Source organism: Niastella caeni, assembly GCF_004834005.1.
GTDB classification, from domain to species: Bacteria; Bacteroidota; Bacteroidia; order Chitinophagales; family Chitinophagaceae; genus Niastella; species Niastella caeni.
This window is the reverse complement of sequence record NZ_STFF01000006.1, coordinates 355,521-373,093: the sequence shown is the minus strand read 5'-3', so window position 1 is coordinate 373,093 and position 17,573 is coordinate 355,521. Positions and strand designations below refer to the sequence as shown.

The window sequence follows — 17,573 nt, the reverse complement described above, 5'->3', positions numbered from 1 at the left end:
GGGGGAAACAAACACTATAATATACCTTTGTGATAAGCAAATGTACCGCTGGCCTCTTTGCTATATCCTGCTTTAATGAATAGTATTTACAGCAGCATTCGTGAAATACCTGTACATATCAGGGGCAGTAGCCAGATCAAATGGTCTTTTGAAGGATCTTGGATATGAGTTCTGACTTTGTTTCTACGCCTAGTTTCTGGTAAATGTTTTTTAAATGATGGTTAATAGTATAAACAGAAACAAACATTCTTTTGGCCATCTCTTTATATGAAAAGCCTTCCTTTAACAGGTTAACCAATTCCATTTCGCGTTTGGTAAGTTTGGTTGCCAGTTGCTCCGATATATTGCTCTTCAGGTGATCTATCAGTTTTTTGGCTGCTTTTGGCGAAAGGCAGGCGCCGGAATTGTATACATCCCTGATAGAGCTGTATATATCCATCAGCTTGGCGTTCTTGATCAAAAAGCCACTGGCCCCTGATTTAAGCGATTGAACAATATATTTTTCATCGTCATCGCCACTGATGATGATGATCTTGCTGTGCGGATAAATTTCCAGGATTGTTTGAACCCCTTTGTTATCGGCTACCTGTGGCTGATTGATATCCAGCAAAACAATATCCGGTTCCGGAATATGCAAACCATGCCTAATGGTTTTGGTTAATTCTGCCAATGACATAAACGTGAAGACAACTGAAATATCCGGAAAACCCTGCAGGAACTCTTTATAGCTGTTCAGCAAAAAATAGTTGTCATCGATCAAGCCGACTTTAATCATGGTTTTAGAGGTTGGGTTTGAGGTTTTTAATGGGAATTGAATCATAAATTTATCTACATACAGAGGTAAGCGATAGTACTATGAATAGTACATGATTTACCATTGTTGCGATAAAAACTACTTAATGTAGTTGTCTGTCTTAAAATGGAACAGGAATCAATGTTTCATGTTTTGATCATCAACAGTAACAAGTAATCGAATTGGGCACGATTGTAATTCGGTCGATGATCTATGTATTACAAAGTGGGCGGCGGATTGTCAGCTACTACACTATCGGATAAAGCATATTTTATTTTCTAAATATGTTTATTGGATAATGTGTTCTGGTCTTCAAATGTAATTACAAATTGTACTAAAAAAAAGTAAATACTGCAGGTTTGGCAAGATAGTATTTGCCAGGTGGTTATATATGATCGGAAAACATTTACCGAATAATTTCCGGTTGTTTAGTAAAACCGGCCTATAAGCCGGTTGTCTACAATTAACTGTTTTATTTCTGCAGGATCAATGGTGCCCTGTTTTCCATAAATGATCTTACCGCCCGGTTCAACCAGTATAGTGTAAGGCAAGGCGCCCTGCCAGGTGGGGTCAATGGCCTCTATGAGTTTGTATTTATCATCTATAGCAAACAGGTAATTGGTATTGGAAGCCTGTTGCTGTTGCAGGAACTTCAATACTTTTTCTTTTTTGGCAGGATCATCGGCGCTGATGCTGATAAATTCAAAATCGCGCCGCCGGTACATCCGGTTAATGGAAATGAATTCAGGGAACTCCGTAACACAGGGGCCGCACCAGGTGGCCCATACATTGATCAGTCGCAGCTTATCTGAATTGTTTTTCAGCAGCTCTTTTAAAGCTGTTTCACTGATCGTATTCACTGTTACCGGTTCTTTGGCCCACTCCTCGAATCCTTTTTTTACCAGCGATGTTTTGTCGGCCCATTTAACGGAGCAGCCAAATACTTTGGTGGTTTCAACGGGAACAGGTTTGTTTTGCAGTAAAGCGTCAATTGCGTCACGGGAATTTAGCTCGGTAGGCGTTTTGGTTGGCTTTTCTATATTATCGATCCGGCCCTGGTAACGCAGGGTACGCGCTTTGTCGAATATGAAAACATGTGGCGTGGCCACCGGGCCATATGCTTTGGCGGTGGCTTGTGCATCGCCATCGTATAAATAAGGAAAGTTGAAGTGCTTTTGCTTTGCCCGGGCCTTCATTTCTTCAAAGGAATCGCTCATATCGGTATATCCTAATTCATCGAGCCTGACCGATTTTGGATCATTGGGGCTAATGGCCACTACCGCCACTTTTTTGGCGCTATAGTCTTTTGTTAGTTGAATGATCCTGTCTTCATATGCCTGGGCCGTAGGGCAATGGTTACAGGTGAAGATGATAACCAGCACCCCGGCATTTTTAAAAGACGACAAGGTATAGGTTTTACCATCAACACCAGGCAATTTGAAATCAGGAGCGGGTGACCCAATGGCAAGTGTTTTGTGGTCTACATGCGAGTTTTGCGGGAATGCAACAACTGGCAGCAGCAGGAGAAAGAAAAACAACCCTTTCATAAAAGATTATTTATGAAAAGTTACAATTTTATAGCAGGTAACCCTTATTTTTATATAACACTTTTTTAACCGCGTATGCTATTTTCTTAACCGGTTACCTGCCTGTAACAGATCAAAGAATGACTTTGTAGTACCTTCAGTACGGGAACAATTCCTGTAATTATATTTAATCATATTATATGAAGGTGTTATCGTTTCTATTCTTCTTCTTTATACAAACGGCTTTGCTGGCACAACAGCAAGCTCTCGGCATTTTCGACTTTCAATCAGGTGTTGGCAATCCCAAAAAGCAAGGTTCGGTTCAATACGATGCCGGTTCGCAAACCTACACACTGAAAGGAGCCGGGTATAATATCTGGTTTAACCGCGATGAATTTCAATACGCTTATAAAAAGATGAAAGGTGATTTTATACTCACCGCTAATTTTGAATTTATTGGACCGGGATCAAATCATCATCGTAAGACCGGCTGGATGGTTCGGGCAGCTACCGATGCCGAAGCTATTCATATTAGCGCTGTTTCACACGGCGACGGGTTAACTGTGTTGCAATGGCGTCCGTTGCGCGGCGCCTATATGCGTGACCCTCAGGATGAGCTATTTTTTGCCAAGCGAAGCGTACAGGTAATACAATTGGAACGAAGCGGGAACAGGTTCATTATGCGGGTGGCGCACCCGGGCGAACCGCTGCAAACAGTGGGTATTAAAGAAATGCCCGAGATGCCGGATTCGGCGTTGGCTGGTTTATTTATTTGTTCGCATGATGCCGATGTGGTGGAAGAAGCGCGTGTATGGAATGTACGAATAGACAAACCGGTAGCGGAGAATTATAATGCGTATCGCCAGGGATTTATAAACAGCCGCCTGGAAGTGATGGATGTTTGGGACTTACGAAGAAAGGTCATTCATGAATCAACCGGTCGTTTTGAAGCGCCTAACTTTATGCCCGGCGGAAAAAAACTGTTGTTCAATGCAGAAGGAAAGTTGTACACTATTCCGGTAGAAGGGGGAACGCCTGAACAATTTAGGGTGGGCGATCTTGACCGGTTAAACAATGACCATGGCATTTCGTTTGATGGTAAGCAGTTAGCAGTTAGTCATCACCGGGCTGGTTTGCCTGGTGGCGGATCAACTGTTTACGTAATGCCACTGGCAGGGGGAACCCCGAAATTACTTACCGCCAAAACACCTTCGTATTGGCATGGCTGGGCGCCCAACAATAAAGAGGTGGTTTATGTGGCACATCGCGATAGCGGGGTATACAACATTTATAAGATGAATGTGAATGGGGGCGCCGAAATACCGCTCACTACCAATACCACCGGGCATGTTGACGGACCTGAATATGCACCCGATGGTAAGTATATTTATTACAATGCCAACGTTACGGGAACAATGCAGATCTGGCGAATGAAACCAGATGGATCGGGAAAAGAACAAATAACGTATGATGAATACCACAACTGGTTCCCACATATTTCCCCTGATGGAAAATGGATGGTCATGATCTCATTTCCACCAGATATCGATCCTGCAGATCATCCTTTTTATAAACGGGTGCTGTTGCGTTTGATGCCGCTGACCACTGTAGGCGCTCCCCGCGTTATTGCTTATGTATATGGCGGGCAGGGTACTATAAACGTGCCTTCGTGGTCGCCCGATGGTAAGTATATTGCGTTTGTGTCGAATTATTAGAGATGCTGAACAGCTTAAAAATTAGTAACCGCCTCAAACGCCTTCTTCGGCTGCCTATTCTGATCGAATAATAACGGATAGTTTTTGCGGCCGGCTACCGGGTAGTTATCCAGCCAGGTAGTACGGTCAGAAGCACCCCATAAAGTAACGCCGGTGATAACATGCTTGTATTCCCTGAAAATACTGAACACCTTTTTGTATTGCTCCAATTGCTGTTGCTCACGTTCAGGTGTAAATGCATCGTTATCGTCGGGGCGCCTGGCACGGCGGTTCTTTTCCCAGGGATAAACGGAGATGTCCAGTTCGGTGAACTGTATCTTCAAACCGAGCGATGAATATTTTTCAATGGCGGTGCGCAGCTCCTTTTCTTTGGGTTCGAATAACGACCAATGCGCCTGTAACCCCACGCCATGAACAGGTACCCTGGCATCCACCAGTTTTTTCAACAGTTGGTAGATGCGCTCCATTTTTTGCGGCCGTTCGGTATTGTAATCATTATAGAACAAAACGGCATCGGGATCGGCAGCATGTGCATATTCAAACGCCTTGATAATAAAATCTTCACCACAGATCTGGTACCACAAAGAATTCCGTAATAAGCGGGAGTTGTCGTCGTCAACCGCTTCGTTCACAACATCCCAGGCATAGATCTTTCCTTTGTAGCGATTGACTACGGTGGTGATGTGTTCTTTCAGCCGGTTCAGTAAAACCTCTTTGGTAACTGTGTTTCCGGCAGCATCTTTGAACAACCAGTTGGGCGCTTGTTCATGCCAGCATAGTGCATGACCGCGCACCTTCAACCCATGTTTTTGTGCAAAGTTCACAATGGAGTCGGCAACCACCCAGTTATACCGGTTCTCTTCCGGATGAATGGGCCCCATTTTCATGGCATTTTCAGGCGTGAGGCTGTTGTAATGTTGGATGATAAGTTCTGCCTCCGGCCCCGATAGCGAGCGCATGCTCACGGCTGTGCCGATCGGGAAATAAGCTGCATAATAATCTTTCAGTCCTTTTGTTGCGTTTTGACCGCATAAAGTAATAGAAAGGAGCAGGGGTAAACAGGCAAACAATGTTTTTTTCATATTCTTGTAGCTGAGTTTTGTTCTTAAAACCCGATGGAGTTTCCGCCATCTACCGGCAATACCACGCCTGTTATATAGCGGGATGAATCGGTGGCCAGGAACAGCGCGGCATCCCCGATATCGCCGGGCATACCCATAACGCCCATGGGCGTACGGCCTAATGCTTTATTTTTACGTTCAACATCCTGGTTAAATGCTTTGGATGTCATATCTGTTGCAATAAAACCAGGGGCAATGCAATTGATGCGAATGCCCTGGGGCGACAATTCCGTAGCCATGGCCCGCGTCATACCTTCAATAGCTGTTTTGGAAGCCGAATAGGCGATTACTTTCGGAATGCCGTATTGCGCCGCCATAGAGCTGATGTTGACGATGCTGCCTTTCTTATTTGGTAACATGGTCTTTACCACCTCGCGCGACAATGCAAATACGCCCACTAAATTCGTCTGTATTACTTTTTGAAAATCTTCATTGGTTACTTCGGTAAATTCTTTCTTCATATTTATACCGGCATTGTTCACCAGGATGTCGATACGTCCAAATTGGGTAATTACCTGTTTTACCAATGCGGGAATAGCCTCCAGGTCGCTCAGGTCGGCAACTATAGGTATGCACAAGGTGCCGAGATTTTGTTTGGCCTGGTGCAGTTTTTCAGGGTCACGACCCACAATAACCGTAGTAATATTGTTTTGTATAAATTTTTCTGTAATAGCCAGGCCTATGCCAGAACCACCGCCGGTTACGATCGCTACTGTTTGATTAACTGTATTCATTAATACTAGGTTTATATTTCTTATATTTCAACCTTTGTGCTCTATGTGTCAAGCTAGTGGCTAGTGGTGAATGGCTAGTAGGGCTTTATATTTAATGCTCGCTACGATTTTCTAAATTCTGCATGCTCGCTTTCCCCTACTCGCTACTTGCTACTTACTACTCGCTGGCTTTCGCTAATTCGGAGCATAAGGAAAACTCAACTCCTGGTAATATTGTAAAGTACGATCCGGTTTCTCATACCCCGCCGGTATCGCTTTCCTGGAAAAGGTTTGAAAATACAACAGGCAGGCATTGCGCCACCACACCGCTTCCTGCTCCTGGATCGCCAACAATTGCCGAACCTGGTTGAACCGTTCTGCATCTATAAAATTTTGCATCCGGTTCCAACTGCGTTGCATCCAACGCACCGAGTCTACTCCACTATAATATTTATCGCACATGGTTTCCCACAAGGTTTTACCGGAACGCATTTTATGATCCCAGGGTACATGATGAAACCACAATAAAAAGTATTCCGGACAGGTAGCCATATTTTCAAATTGCTGCCGTACGGCAGGCTGATATTGCGCCAGCGCATTGCTGCCGCTTGCTGTACGATCAAATCCGATACCAATAGAATCGGCTTTATGAAAATATACCGGGTTCCAGTCGGCACGCGGCGCCTTATTGTACCAGGGCGCCGGACCATAATGATGTCCATAGCCCATGATGTGATGCAGGCCCAGCGGTGTCATATAATTGACCATGATCTCCCGGGAAGCCAGCATGAGTTGTTGTACCGTATCAACAAACGCTTTTTTGTTGGAAAAGGTTTGCCGGATCCATTCATTGGCAATTTGGGCGGAAGTAAGGCTGTTGTCCCATGCCAGCCGGCCTAATGTATACCAGTTAGCCTGCCCAAATGGATGACCGGTCCAGTTGATATCACTGCCGATATTAGCTACCCCGGCCATGCCGGTCAATGTATGGTTATTGGCAGTGCCGTCGATTATTTGTGCAACCGTGCTGCTGCTTTTCGAATGCGTATCGGCGTTCAGCACCTCTTTAAACAAAGGCGCCTGGTAAACCAGGTGGGTGGCAAAACCCATGTATTCCTGTGTTAACTGAAACTCCATCATCAGCGGGGTTTGCGGCATAGCGCCAAAGAGCGGGTGAAATGGTTCGCGCGGTTGAAAATCGATGGGGCCATTCTTTACCTGTACCAAAACATTTTTTCTGAATTGCCCGTCGAGTGGTTTGAAATCATTATAAGCCTGCTTGAACCTGTCCTCCGGTGACTCGTTGCTGTATACAAAAGCACGCCACATCACAATGCCGCCATGCGGCGCCACGGCATCGGCCAGCATGTTGGCGCCATCGGCATGTGTACGTTGATAATTTTGCGGACCCGGTTGCCCTTCGGAATTGGCTTTCACCAGGAAGCCGCCAAAGTCAGGGATAGAGCGATAGATCTCATTCGCTTTCTCTTTCCACCATTGCTTTACTTCTGCATTCAACGGATCGGCTGTTTTTAGTTTGCCTATTTCAACCGGTGCGCTAAAGCGGGCTGTGAGATAAACCTTGAGATGATATTGCCGGAATACATTGGCCAGTGCGGCCACTTTTTGCAACCAGGCTTCCGTTAACACCATCGCATTGGCGTTTACATTGGTAAGTACAGTACCATTGATGCCTATTGAAGCATTCGCCCGCGCATAATCAATATATCGTTGGTCGATATATCCTGGTAAACGTTGCCAGTCCCAGATAGAACCGCCGGCATAACCCCGTTCAACGGTGCGATTCAGATTATCCCAGTGATTAAGTAAGCGAAGCTGAATTTTCGGTGTGCTGGAAATGTTCAGTTGTTGTATAGGCTGATGCGTTTGCAGCAACCGTAAAAAATGAAATACGCCATAGAGAATACCGGCTTCCTTGTTGCCTGTTATCAAAATGACGCTTTTGCCGTCGCGGCGTGTGGTGCGAATGATAAATCCTTCTTCTCCCAAACGCGCCAGTGCCGTATCACCCACCAGTGTACGGATAAAAGAAAAATGCTGGGGCAGACCAACCATGACGGTGCCGTTGTTGACACCCATTTGCATGGATATTTGTTTGCCCAGTAACCCGGAGAGGCCCGTGATCAATTCTTGCTGCGCCCTGAACAACCCATCAGCATCACCGGGGGAAAGAATACTGGTGATCTGTTGGCGGTATTGTTGTAATAAAGCAGGATCGTGAACCGTGTTATACCGCAGCCACAAACGGTAGCCGTCTTCTGCCAGTAAAGAGTTGTTTATAAGAATACCAATAATAATAATGAGCAATTTCTTCATATGGGGGTTCTCAGTTCTCAGTTCTCAGTTTTCAGTTTTCAGTTCTTAGTTCAAAGTTCAATGCAGATTGCCTAATACAATTCCTGCGGCTTTCCTTTTTGCTTTCGGCTTTTGGCTTTAAGCTGTATTGCTTGCAGCTTGCGGCTTGCAGCTTGCAACTTGCAGCTTGCAGCTTGCAGCTCTTTTCTCATTCACTATCTGACTTTGTTCTCAACGATGAAGCTCGTATAATTAATTCCGATCTTAACAAGATGGTATTGGTTGAGTCAATGCTGTTCACGCCATTTAAATGGTTAATGAGACTGGTGGCTGCCATTTCTCCCATTTTATAACCCGGGTAATTAATGGTGGTAAGATTAGGTTCAATGACTGTTGAAACCGGGTCGTTATTAAAACCGGCGAATGCGATATCCTGCGGAATACGAAGGCCTGCTTTTTTCAATGCTATCATACAGCCCACGGCACAATTATCGTTTGCAGCAAAAATGGCATCGGGCAATGGGTTCATCTGCAGAATGGTTGCGGCGGCCTGTGCACCGGCTTCCTGGCTCAGGTTATTGATCAGTATGTATTTATCATCGAACGGGATCTGGTGATCGGCCAATGCCTGTTTGTAACCGGCCAATCGATCTACATATACATTTCGTTTTGGTGTAGCGGTTATATGAACAATGCGTTGGCAGCCTTGTGCTATCAAATGGCAGGTAGCTTCATATGCGCCTTTGCGGTTATCAATTAAAACATTGGTGCAATCGGGATGGTCTGCTACGCGGTCGAAAAAAATGAGTGGAATATTCTTCTTTATAAATTGGTCAAAATGCGCAATGTCCTCCGTATCGTAGGCCAGGGAAACCAGCATGCCATCCACGCGGTTGTTGAACATGGTTTTGGCGCTGGCCATTTCTTTATCGGCCTTTTCAGACGACTGGCTAATAATAAGGGTATAACCTTCGTTATTAGCAACACTTTCAATACCGGCAATGACCGTGCTCATGAAATAGCTGTTGAGGCGGGGAACAATAACGCCAATAGTGTAGGTGCGTTGCTCACGCAAATTGCGGGCAAAGTGATTGTACCGGTAGCCCATTTCTTCGGCCAGGTCGAAGATCTTCTTCTTGGTTTTTTTACTTACAACAGGGTCGTCTTTTAAGGCCCGGCTTACGGTAGCTATCGAGACATTCAATTTACGGGCGAGGTCGTAAATCGTTACTTCTTTGGGTTTTGTCATACAATCGCTTACATATATGATAGTAAAGGTAAAGTAAAATTATTTTTAAAAAAACAATGTAATCGGTTACATTGATGCTTTTTTATCTATAAATTAGTGCCATGAATTGCTAGTCAATTGTTTGCCATGTATATTAAAACGATTGAAAATAAATTTTTACACCGGAAAAGGCTATGGTCAAGGGTGAATGGTCAATGGTGAATGGTGAAAACCTGAAACTGACTTTCCCGGCAACTGGTACCCGGTAACCGGTTTTCCCTGTAACCTGAAACCTGCAACCTGCAACCTGCAACCTGTAATCTACATTATGATCCGCTATATCTACATACTTATCTCGAGTCTCTTTTGCCTGGCCACTACAGGTCAGGTGAAACTGCCCCGCCTTATCAGTGATAACATGGTGCTGCAAAGAGATGCCAAATTATCTATCTGGGGCTGGGCGGCAGTAGGTGAAAAGGTGAATGTCAAATTTAAAGACAAAACCTATATAACCACCACCGGCGCCGATAGTATCTGGATGATCACATTGCCTGCCATGAAAACCGGCGGGCCGTATGAGATGGAAATTACCGGCAGCAATCGAATAGTAATAAAGAACATTTTGATAGGGGACGTGTGGGTGTGTTCGGGGCAATCGAATATGGAATTACCCATGGAGCGGGTAAAAGAAAAGTATGCGGCGATCATTGCCGCGTCAACCAACCCGAACATCAGGCAGTTCAACGTGAGCACTACCTATGATTTTCAAAAAAGCCGCAAAGATGTTGAATCGGGCAACTGGCAATTGGCCGACCCGCAAACCGTGTTACAGTTCACTGCTGTAGGCTATTTTTTTGCGAAGTCGCTGTACGAAAAATACCAGGTACCAATTGGGTTAATAAAAGCTGCCGTGGGTGGATCGCCTGCTGAAGCCTGGTTGAACTCAGCAGCGTTAAAAGCATTTCCGAATCACCTGGAAACCGCTTTGAAATACAGGCGTAACGGCTATATAGATAGCATTCGCAATTACGACAGGCAGGTACGCGATAACTGGTATAAAACGATCTGGCTGCAGGATAAAGGATTGCACGATGCAAAACCCTGGTACGATACCGCCTGCAATGTAGCAGGCTGGCAAAAGATGCCCATTCCCGGTTATTGGGAACAACATGGGTTGAAAGGCGTGAATGGCGTTGTATGGTTTCGAAAAGATATACAGGTGCCGGCTTCCATGACTGGTAAACCGGTGCAGTTGTTATTGGGAAGAATTGTTGACCAGGATTCCGTATTTGTGAATGGTCGCTTTGCGGGAACTACCGGGTATCAATATCCACCAAGAAGATATGAATTACCGGCCGGCCTGTTACAACCGGGAAAGAATACCATTGTGGTGCGCGTTATCAACAACTCAGGGCGTGGCGGATTTGTAACTGAAAAACCTTACCAGTTGATAGCAGGAGAGGAGACCATCGACCTTACCGGCGACTGGCAATTTGCATTAGGCACTACTGCTTCTCCATTGCCGTCACAAACTTTTTTTCAATACCAGCCAACAGGATTGTTCAATGCCATGATCTCGCCGTTGTTGAATTATCGCATCAAAGGGGTGATCTGGTACCAGGGCGAATCCAACGCAGGCAAACCGGTTGAATACCGCACATTATTTCCTGCGGTAATAAATACCTGGCGGCAACAATGGAACCAGGGAAATTTCCCCTTCTTATTTGTACAGCTCGCCAATTACATGGCGGCAAAAGAACAGCCGGGCGAAAGCAGTTGGGCCATGACGCGCGAAGCGCAGTTGAAGACCTTGTCGCTACCCAATACCGGCATGGCTGTGATAACAGATATTGGCGAATGGAACGATATACACCCGTTGAACAAAGCAGATGTAGGAAAACGGCTGGCATTATGGGCACAAAAACAGGCGTATGGTGATCAGAAAGTAGTGTATTCGGGTCCGTTATACCAGTCGAAGACGAAGCAAGGCAATAAGCTGGTGCTTCAATTTACCAATACGGGAAGCGGATTGATGGCGAAAGGGAACAATGAGTTGAAATATTTTGCTATAGCAGGGGCAGATAAAAAATTTGTTTGGGCGAAGGCTGTTATTGAAGGGAAGAAGGTAGTGGTGTGGAGTGAACAGGTGCCGGATCCCGTTGCAGTTCGTTATGCCTGGGCCGACAATCCTGAAGGCGCGAATCTATACAATAAGGAAGGCTTGCCGGCTTCGTCGTTTAGAACGGATGATTGGTAATAAGTTCGTAAGTTATTCAGTTAATGAGTTGTTCAGTCTTGAACAAATAACTTAATAACTGAACAACTCAAAACTTGAAACTAAACCACAAATGAACCAATAACTTACAATGATATGGAGTATACAATGAGATGGTTTGGTACTAACGATCCCGTTCCATTACAACATATACGACAGGCAGGATGTACAGGAGTAGTAACGGCTTTACACCACATTCCCGTAGGCGACGTTTGGACAATAGACGAGATCAACAAACGAAAGGCAATGATAGAAGCCGCCGGCATGCGGTGGACGGTCATTGAAAGCCTGCCTGTGCATGAAGACATAAAAAAGCAGACCGGTAATTATCAGCAATACATTCAAAATTACCAGCAAAGCCTTCGCAACGTTGCCGCTTGCGGCCTTGAGGTGATCACTTATAACTTTATGCCCATACTCGATTGGGTGCGTACCGATATAGATTATCAAATGCCCGACGGCAGTAAAGCCTTGTTCTTCGAGCGCCTGGCCTTTATTGCCTTTGATGTATTTATGCTCGAGAGACCCGGGGCGGAAAAAGAATATACAAAAGAAGAGCTTAATGCAGCCAGGTCATACCTCCACAATATAACGCCTCAAAAAAAAGAAACACTGTACCGCAATGCCTTACTGGGTTTACCGGGCAGCGATGAGCCTTTTACCAAAGAACAGGTATTGGCGGCATTAACGACGTATCATCACATCGATGCGAAAAAGCTGAAGTCACATTTGTTTTATTTTTTACAACAGGTGGTACCCGTAGCCTCAGCATGTGGTTTGAAAATGGCCATTCATCCTGATGATCCTCCTTACCCGGTATTAGGCCTGCCCCGCATTATGAGCACCGAGCAGGATGTAAAAGACCTGCTGCGGGCGGTTCCCTCAACCGCAAACGGTTTGTGTTTTTGTACGGGGTCATTTGGGGTTCGGGCAGATAATGATCTACCCGGAATGGTAAACCGATATGGCGATCATATTCATTTTGTGCACCTGCGTAGCACCAAAAGGGATGCGGCCGGTAATTTCTTCGAGGCCGGTCACCTCACCGGCGATGTAGATATGTATGCCGTAATAAAGGAACTGGTGCTGGTGATGCAAAAAAGAGGCGTGTCGCTGCCCATGCGGCCCGACCATGGTCACCAAATGCTGGATGACCTGAAGAAAACAACCTATCCCGGTTACAGCGCCATTGGCCGCCTGCGCGGACTGGCAGAATTGCGGGGACTGGAGTTGGGGATTACGAGGAGTTTATAGGTTAGTCTTGTGTCGTTCTCATTCTTTCATTCCACCGTTTTTATACAGGTAATAAGCTGTTTGATAAGCCGCAATCGCTTTTTTACAAAGTGCCGGATCGTTTTTGATTGAACGTTGTTCATCGGTTTGCGCATTCCATATACTGGTGGCAATTTTTTGTTGCGGGCTTAACACAACCAGGCTGTCCTGTTGCAAATAACCCAGCTTCTGGTAAGTAGCAATATAGGCTTTCGGTTGAAAATCGGGTAGCAACACATTTTTGCCATACCAGCCAGACTCATATTTCCAGTTCAACATGCCAAATAAGGTGGCAAAGAGATCAATCTGCGAGCATTGTTTATTAACGGCATGGGTCGTATTGCCTTTTACATTATACAGGATGCAGGGAATATGATATTTTGAAACATTGATCTCGTTTTTACCGGCGCTGCTGGCGCAATGATCCGCTACAAAAATGATGATCGTATTATTGAACCACGGTTTTAACCTGATCTTTTTAATGAATTCCCCAATGGCATAATCAGTATACTTTACAGCGCCTTCCCGGCCCGAACCGGAAGGAATATCTATCTTTTTGTCGGGATAGGTGAAAGGCCGGTGATTGGAGGTGGTCATCACAAAATCAAAAAAAGGCTGTTGGTTGGAATAACGGAGATCTGCTTCCCGGATAACGGCATCGTATAGGTCTTCATCGCAAATGCCCCAGGCATTTTTGAAATGAATGTATTGATCGGGAATAATGGTCCTGGTGGTATTGAAGTGATCACCGGGGGAAAACCGGCCCCCTTTATCGATGATGTCGAATCCATTGTTGCCAAAGAAATGGTTCATATTGTCAAAGTACCCATCGCCACCATAAAAGAATGTTCTTGTATAGCCTGCTTTTTTGAAAACAGACCCCACTGAAAACAACCCTTGATTATCAGTACGCCGTACGATGCTGTTGCCGGGCGTAGGCGGAACGCATAAGGTCAACGCTTCCATACCCCGTACAGTGCGCGTACCTGTTGCATACATATTCGTAAATAAAATGCCTGAATCGGCCAACGCATCCAGCACGGGCGTAAGTTGTTGGGTATTGCCAAAATGACCCATGAAATCGGCGCTGAAGCTTTCAATCGTTACCATTATTACATTTGGTCTTTGCGCAATACCAGCATTGTTGATCAGCCGCCGGATGCTATTCCCGTGACTGTTGTATTGTGCATTGAATTCCTGTAATTGTGACCGGGCTATTGAAAATGCACTGGCTTCGGGCTCTTTAGCGTAAAAATCATAGTAGTTCAGTTCATTGTTTTTGAAAGCTGCAATGAATGAAAAAATGCCTGCTTTCGACAATTCATTCTGGTACCGGTTGCGGCTGGTATCGGCCCAGGAATTGGAGATAAACAAAAAGCCCAGGACCCCGCAAAGCAAAACGATTCCTGTAAATAAGAGCCGTTCCTTAAAAGGCGTATAGGAATAATAGCTTTGTTGAAATATTTTTCGCTTGTGAAAAATAAAGATCACCAACACGGTGAGCAACACCATGGCGCTGATGAGCCAGGGAAGTGGGTACGATTGATTGATATTATTGATCACCTCAAACGTGTATACCAGGTAATCGACAGCTATAAAATTGAACCGGCTTTCAAATTCATCCCAGAAAGCGAATTCTGCAAAAAAGGAGAACATAATGATCAGCACCGCCAGGAAAAAGCCTGCGTAGGTCAATACTTTGTTTACAACGGAATAATTCCAACGGTGCGGCAAAACCAGCAGGTAGATGGCATATAGCGCACAAAAATAAAAAGCTACTACGCTATCAAAAACCAGCCCTTTACCATAAATGCACAAGCCCGACAAAACCGACAGGTCGGCTTTATGAAATGACAATACTAAAAGAATGGTTCTTGTAACGAAAGAAATGACCAGGAATAACAGGATGAAGTTAATCAGGATCGAATACCGGGTTTTTTTCATGTGCATGGCAAGAATAGAAACTGTAAATGAAATAGTGAATTTGAAGGAATTCTGAAGGCAATGGTTAGATGGTATTGATGCTCGTGTGTAATTGACAATATACGATTAATTCAATATTCTTCAAATTCTGCCGGTGCCTGGTAATTGCAATTTTCTTTTATGGTTTATTTTTTTAATACATGCTTTCAACACACTATACGCTCCTATTTACTTCGACATTCAACATTCAATATTCGATATTCAGCATTCGCTGTATTTATTTTCTCATTCCTTATTCATAATTCTTACTTTCTCATTTCTCAATTTCCTTCCGGTACTTTTTATACATCATCTGCGCCACTTGCACACTATTGCCTGTAGGAACAACAGGGAATCCCTTCTGTGTCTTCACCCATTTCCATTCCCAGTTGCGGATCGTTTCCTCAAATTGTTTCAGGTCTGGTTCGGTACCTGTACGCAATGAATTTTGCAGGAGTGTAAAGAATTGCTGCCAGCGTGGTTTATAAAAATCATTCAGCAATCCGCTCCATTGCCGGTTCGAATATTCATGTAACGGGCTATTGGCATCGCCCCACAGCGTAATTAGGTCACGGGCGTTCTGCTCATACAATGCTTTTTCTGCTGGTGTAGTGCCATGACTGCGGGCGGTAGACAACCAGGGGCCCAGCATAAAATCTTTGCGGGTAGCCAGCAACAGGTCCATATCGCTGATCAGTTGTAAAAACGCCTTGCTGTATTTATAGAAAGCTGCCGTGTCTTTTTCTTTATAGGCAGCTATCCATTTCTTTTGTAACGGTCCGGCATAGTTGGCCAGCACTTGCCGGGTAATATCTACCAGGTCGTAGCGGAACCCTTCAGTATGAATACCTTTATTGGCTGCCTGAATAAACAGGTCCCAGGCCGGTAACAGGTCTTTGCGGTCGTAATTCAATTTGGTGCGGGTCCATACGGTAGTGGAATCAAAAGTTGGACGGCCGGTAATGATCGATTCTGCGCCATCCCTGATCTCTTTTCCGTTGTATACGGTTTGCCGCAGGATCTGCCAGGCATTCACCAGGTCGTTGCTGGTAGTGGCATAGCGGTTCAATACATATTTTTGTAACCAGGCATCCAGCGCAATGGGTTCTGTTTGCCAGGTGTGTTGCATCATCAGTTCATACATCACAGGGTTTTGTTCAATGGCCTCCATGGTTAAACCAATGCCCCACATTTTACCAGATGCGGTATCGTTCAAAGCCAATGCTGGTCCGGCCGCTACGCCATCCATGCGACCGAACATGTTTACATTACCCCCGAAGTTGTGCAGCATGTTCCAGATCCAGGGCTTTTCATAAAAAGCATCGGTGCGTTTCCAAACCGGTTCAATTTCTGCAGCCAGATCGAGTAAGATCATTTTATTAGCTGGCACCGCTTTCAGCAATGCTTCAATTTGCGGCGCTTTCCAGAATTTACGATCGCTGTAAAACAACCAGCCCTGCATTACCCAGGTAGCAGCCGTATCGGCTTGTTTCATGCCTTCGTACACGCGCGCGCTGAGTGCTGATAAGTAAGCAGGATCATCGGAAGGTGGTTCGTTTTCATTGAAAGTATCTGCTGAATACAGGTGATCGGTGCCAAACAATTTTGTTTGGGTTTGCAAGAACTTTTTACCGATCTCGGCAAACAACGGATCTTCCGAATCAAGAATATAAGTATCGGCAAAACCATTCGTCCAGTTGGTGGCTTTTAATTTTGCGTTGGGATATTTCTTTTTAAATGCTGAGGGTACGTGGCCGGTGAAGGCAGGCAATACCGGTTTCATGCCCAATTCTCTTTCGCGTTGCAGTATTTTTTCCTGCAAAACTTTATGGCTTTTCATCCAGCTTAATGGCAACGGACCGCCCCAGGCATCCAGGTTGCCCATCCAGAACCAGCCAAAATAAGCCGGACCGCTGAAAAAATCTTTCAATTCATCGTCACTAAAGCCCATTTCTTTATAAACAACATACCAGGTATATTCTTCCCCGGTAATAGCCAGCGGCATATTGATCCCATGCAGGGCCATCCAGTCAATTTCTTTTTGCCAGCGGTTCCAGTCCCACCAGCTCATGCTATAGTTGAATGTGCAATAATTGAGGTAGTAGCGATAGGTATATGGAGTAACCTTATGTACTTTTTCTTTTATTACCGGAAGGGTGGCAGGCAATTGCAGGTTGCTTCCATTCCAGGTGATCTGGCAATGGCAATATTCGGTGAGGTAATGATACAAAGCCGAGGCAACCGACATACCATTATTGCCACGCAAAACGATTTTACCGGCCCGGCTTTCTATTTCAAAAATATCCTTCCCATTCTCGGCAGGAATTGATTCTACTATAAAATGTGTGGCGTGTTTTGGCAATACCCGTTGAATAAGTGCGAGGGAGGCATTTTTATTCAATTGGGCAGTAATAGAGAGCGGCAGCATCGCGACCATGAGCAGCAGCATAAAGCTGTGTGGCCTGGGTGTTACTTGTTTTTGCATAGTTTTATCCGTTCATCATACCAAATCGGTAGCGCCATCAAGATAAAGCCAATTTTACTAGTAGCCAAAATGCCTTAACGAAACCGGTTTCGTTAGGAGGGAAGTAAGTGGACGAGTTGATAAGGCAGGAGCACAGAGGAGAGGTATTGGGTAAGAAATAAGATGTA

11 protein-coding genes are annotated in these 17,573 nt (G+C 45.0%); 3 read left to right on the top strand and 8 right to left on the bottom strand.

Annotation, left to right across the window (positions count from 1 at the left end):
* Window positions 1-136 precede the first annotated feature (136 nt).
* Window positions 137-775: a response regulator transcription factor gene (locus FAM09_RS21910; protein WP_166437227.1), complete on the bottom strand. Its 639-nt coding sequence runs from the start codon at window positions 773-775 to the stop codon at window positions 137-139.
* 446 nt (window positions 776-1,221) lie between these two features.
* Window positions 1,222-2,340: a redoxin family protein gene (locus FAM09_RS21905; protein WP_136579283.1), complete on the bottom strand. Its 1,119-nt coding sequence runs from the start codon at window positions 2,338-2,340 to the stop codon at window positions 1,222-1,224.
* 179 nt (window positions 2,341-2,519) lie between these two features.
* Between FAM09_RS21905 and FAM09_RS21900 the strand changes: the two genes are divergently transcribed.
* Window positions 2,520-4,034, top strand: a complete 1,515-nt coding sequence (locus FAM09_RS21900; protein WP_136579282.1) for a TolB family protein — start codon at window positions 2,520-2,522, stop codon at window positions 4,032-4,034.
* A gap of 14 nt (window positions 4,035-4,048) precedes the next feature.
* Here the strand turns inward: FAM09_RS21900 and FAM09_RS21895 are convergent, their stop codons facing one another.
* From FAM09_RS21895 to FAM09_RS21880, 4 genes are all read right to left on the bottom strand, one after another.
* On the bottom strand, window positions 4,049-5,116 hold the full coding sequence (locus FAM09_RS21895; protein WP_136579281.1) for an endo-1,4-beta-xylanase: 1,068 nt from the start codon (window positions 5,114-5,116) through the stop codon (window positions 4,049-4,051).
* Between the two features lie 23 nt (window positions 5,117-5,139).
* Window positions 5,140-5,889, bottom strand: coding sequence for an SDR family NAD(P)-dependent oxidoreductase (locus FAM09_RS21890; protein WP_136579280.1), 750 nt, complete (start codon window positions 5,887-5,889; stop codon window positions 5,140-5,142).
* A gap of 174 nt (window positions 5,890-6,063) precedes the next feature.
* The gene (locus tag FAM09_RS21885) at window positions 6,064-8,205 is read right to left on the bottom strand and encodes an alpha-glucuronidase family glycosyl hydrolase (RefSeq protein ID WP_136579279.1); all 2,142 of its coding nucleotides are present in this window, start codon (window positions 8,203-8,205) and stop codon (window positions 6,064-6,066) included.
* A 187-nt stretch (window positions 8,206-8,392) separates the two neighbouring features.
* On the bottom strand, window positions 8,393-9,433 hold the full coding sequence (locus FAM09_RS21880) for a LacI family DNA-binding transcriptional regulator (protein ID WP_136579278.1): 1,041 nt from the start codon (window positions 9,431-9,433) through the stop codon (window positions 8,393-8,395).
* 307 nt (window positions 9,434-9,740) lie between these two features.
* Between FAM09_RS21880 and FAM09_RS21875 the strand changes: the two genes are divergently transcribed.
* Both FAM09_RS21875 and uxuA read left to right on the top strand, forming a co-directional pair.
* The gene (locus FAM09_RS21875) at window positions 9,741-11,669 is read left to right on the top strand and encodes a sialate O-acetylesterase (protein WP_136579277.1); all 1,929 of its coding nucleotides are present in this window, start codon (window positions 9,741-9,743) and stop codon (window positions 11,667-11,669) included.
* 114 nt (window positions 11,670-11,783) lie between these two features.
* Window positions 11,784-12,941 carry a mannonate dehydratase gene (uxuA, locus tag FAM09_RS21870; RefSeq protein ID WP_136579276.1) on the top strand — a complete coding sequence of 386 codons (1,158 nt, stop codon included), beginning with the start codon at window positions 11,784-11,786 and terminating at the stop codon, window positions 12,939-12,941.
* 18 nt (window positions 12,942-12,959) lie between these two features.
* Here uxuA and FAM09_RS21865 read toward each other — a convergent pair whose 3' ends face one another.
* Both FAM09_RS21865 and FAM09_RS21860 read right to left on the bottom strand, forming a co-directional pair.
* Window positions 12,960-14,903 carry an LTA synthase family protein gene (locus tag FAM09_RS21865; RefSeq protein WP_136579275.1) on the bottom strand — a complete coding sequence of 648 codons (1,944 nt, stop codon included), beginning with the start codon at window positions 14,901-14,903 and terminating at the stop codon, window positions 12,960-12,962.
* A 292-nt stretch (window positions 14,904-15,195) separates the two neighbouring features.
* On the bottom strand, window positions 15,196-17,406 hold the full coding sequence (locus FAM09_RS21860) for an alpha-N-acetylglucosaminidase (RefSeq protein ID WP_136579274.1): 2,211 nt from the start codon (window positions 17,404-17,406) through the stop codon (window positions 15,196-15,198).
* Between the last annotated feature and the right edge of the window lie 167 nt (window positions 17,407-17,573).

Coding starts and splice junctions, on each gene's coding strand:
- FAM09_RS21895 (WP_136579281.1), bottom strand. CDS start 5,116: ATGAAAAAAACATTGTTTGCCTGTTTACCCCTGCTCCTTTCTATTACT.
- FAM09_RS21885 (WP_136579279.1), bottom strand. CDS start 8,205: ATGAAGAAATTGCTCATTATTATTATTGGTATTCTTATAAACAACTCT.
- FAM09_RS21910 (WP_166437227.1), bottom strand. CDS start 775: ATGATTAAAGTCGGCTTGATCGATGACAACTATTTTTTGCTGAACAGC.
- FAM09_RS21905 (WP_136579283.1), bottom strand. CDS start 2,340: ATGAAAGGGTTGTTTTTCTTTCTCCTGCTGCTGCCAGTTGTTGCATTC.
- FAM09_RS21875 (WP_136579277.1), top strand. CDS start 9,741: ATGATCCGCTATATCTACATACTTATCTCGAGTCTCTTTTGCCTGGCC.
- uxuA (WP_136579276.1), top strand. CDS start 11,784: ATGGAGTATACAATGAGATGGTTTGGTACTAACGATCCCGTTCCATTA.
- FAM09_RS21860 (WP_136579274.1), bottom strand. CDS start 17,406: ATGCAAAAACAAGTAACACCCAGGCCACACAGCTTTATGCTGCTGCTC.
- FAM09_RS21880 (WP_136579278.1), bottom strand. CDS start 9,433: ATGACAAAACCCAAAGAAGTAACGATTTACGACCTCGCCCGTAAATTG.
- FAM09_RS21865 (WP_136579275.1), bottom strand. CDS start 14,903: ATGAAAAAAACCCGGTATTCGATCCTGATTAACTTCATCCTGTTATTC.
- FAM09_RS21890 (WP_136579280.1), bottom strand. CDS start 5,889: ATGAATACAGTTAATCAAACAGTAGCGATCGTAACCGGCGGTGGTTCT.
- FAM09_RS21900 (WP_136579282.1), top strand. CDS start 2,520: ATGAAGGTGTTATCGTTTCTATTCTTCTTCTTTATACAAACGGCTTTG.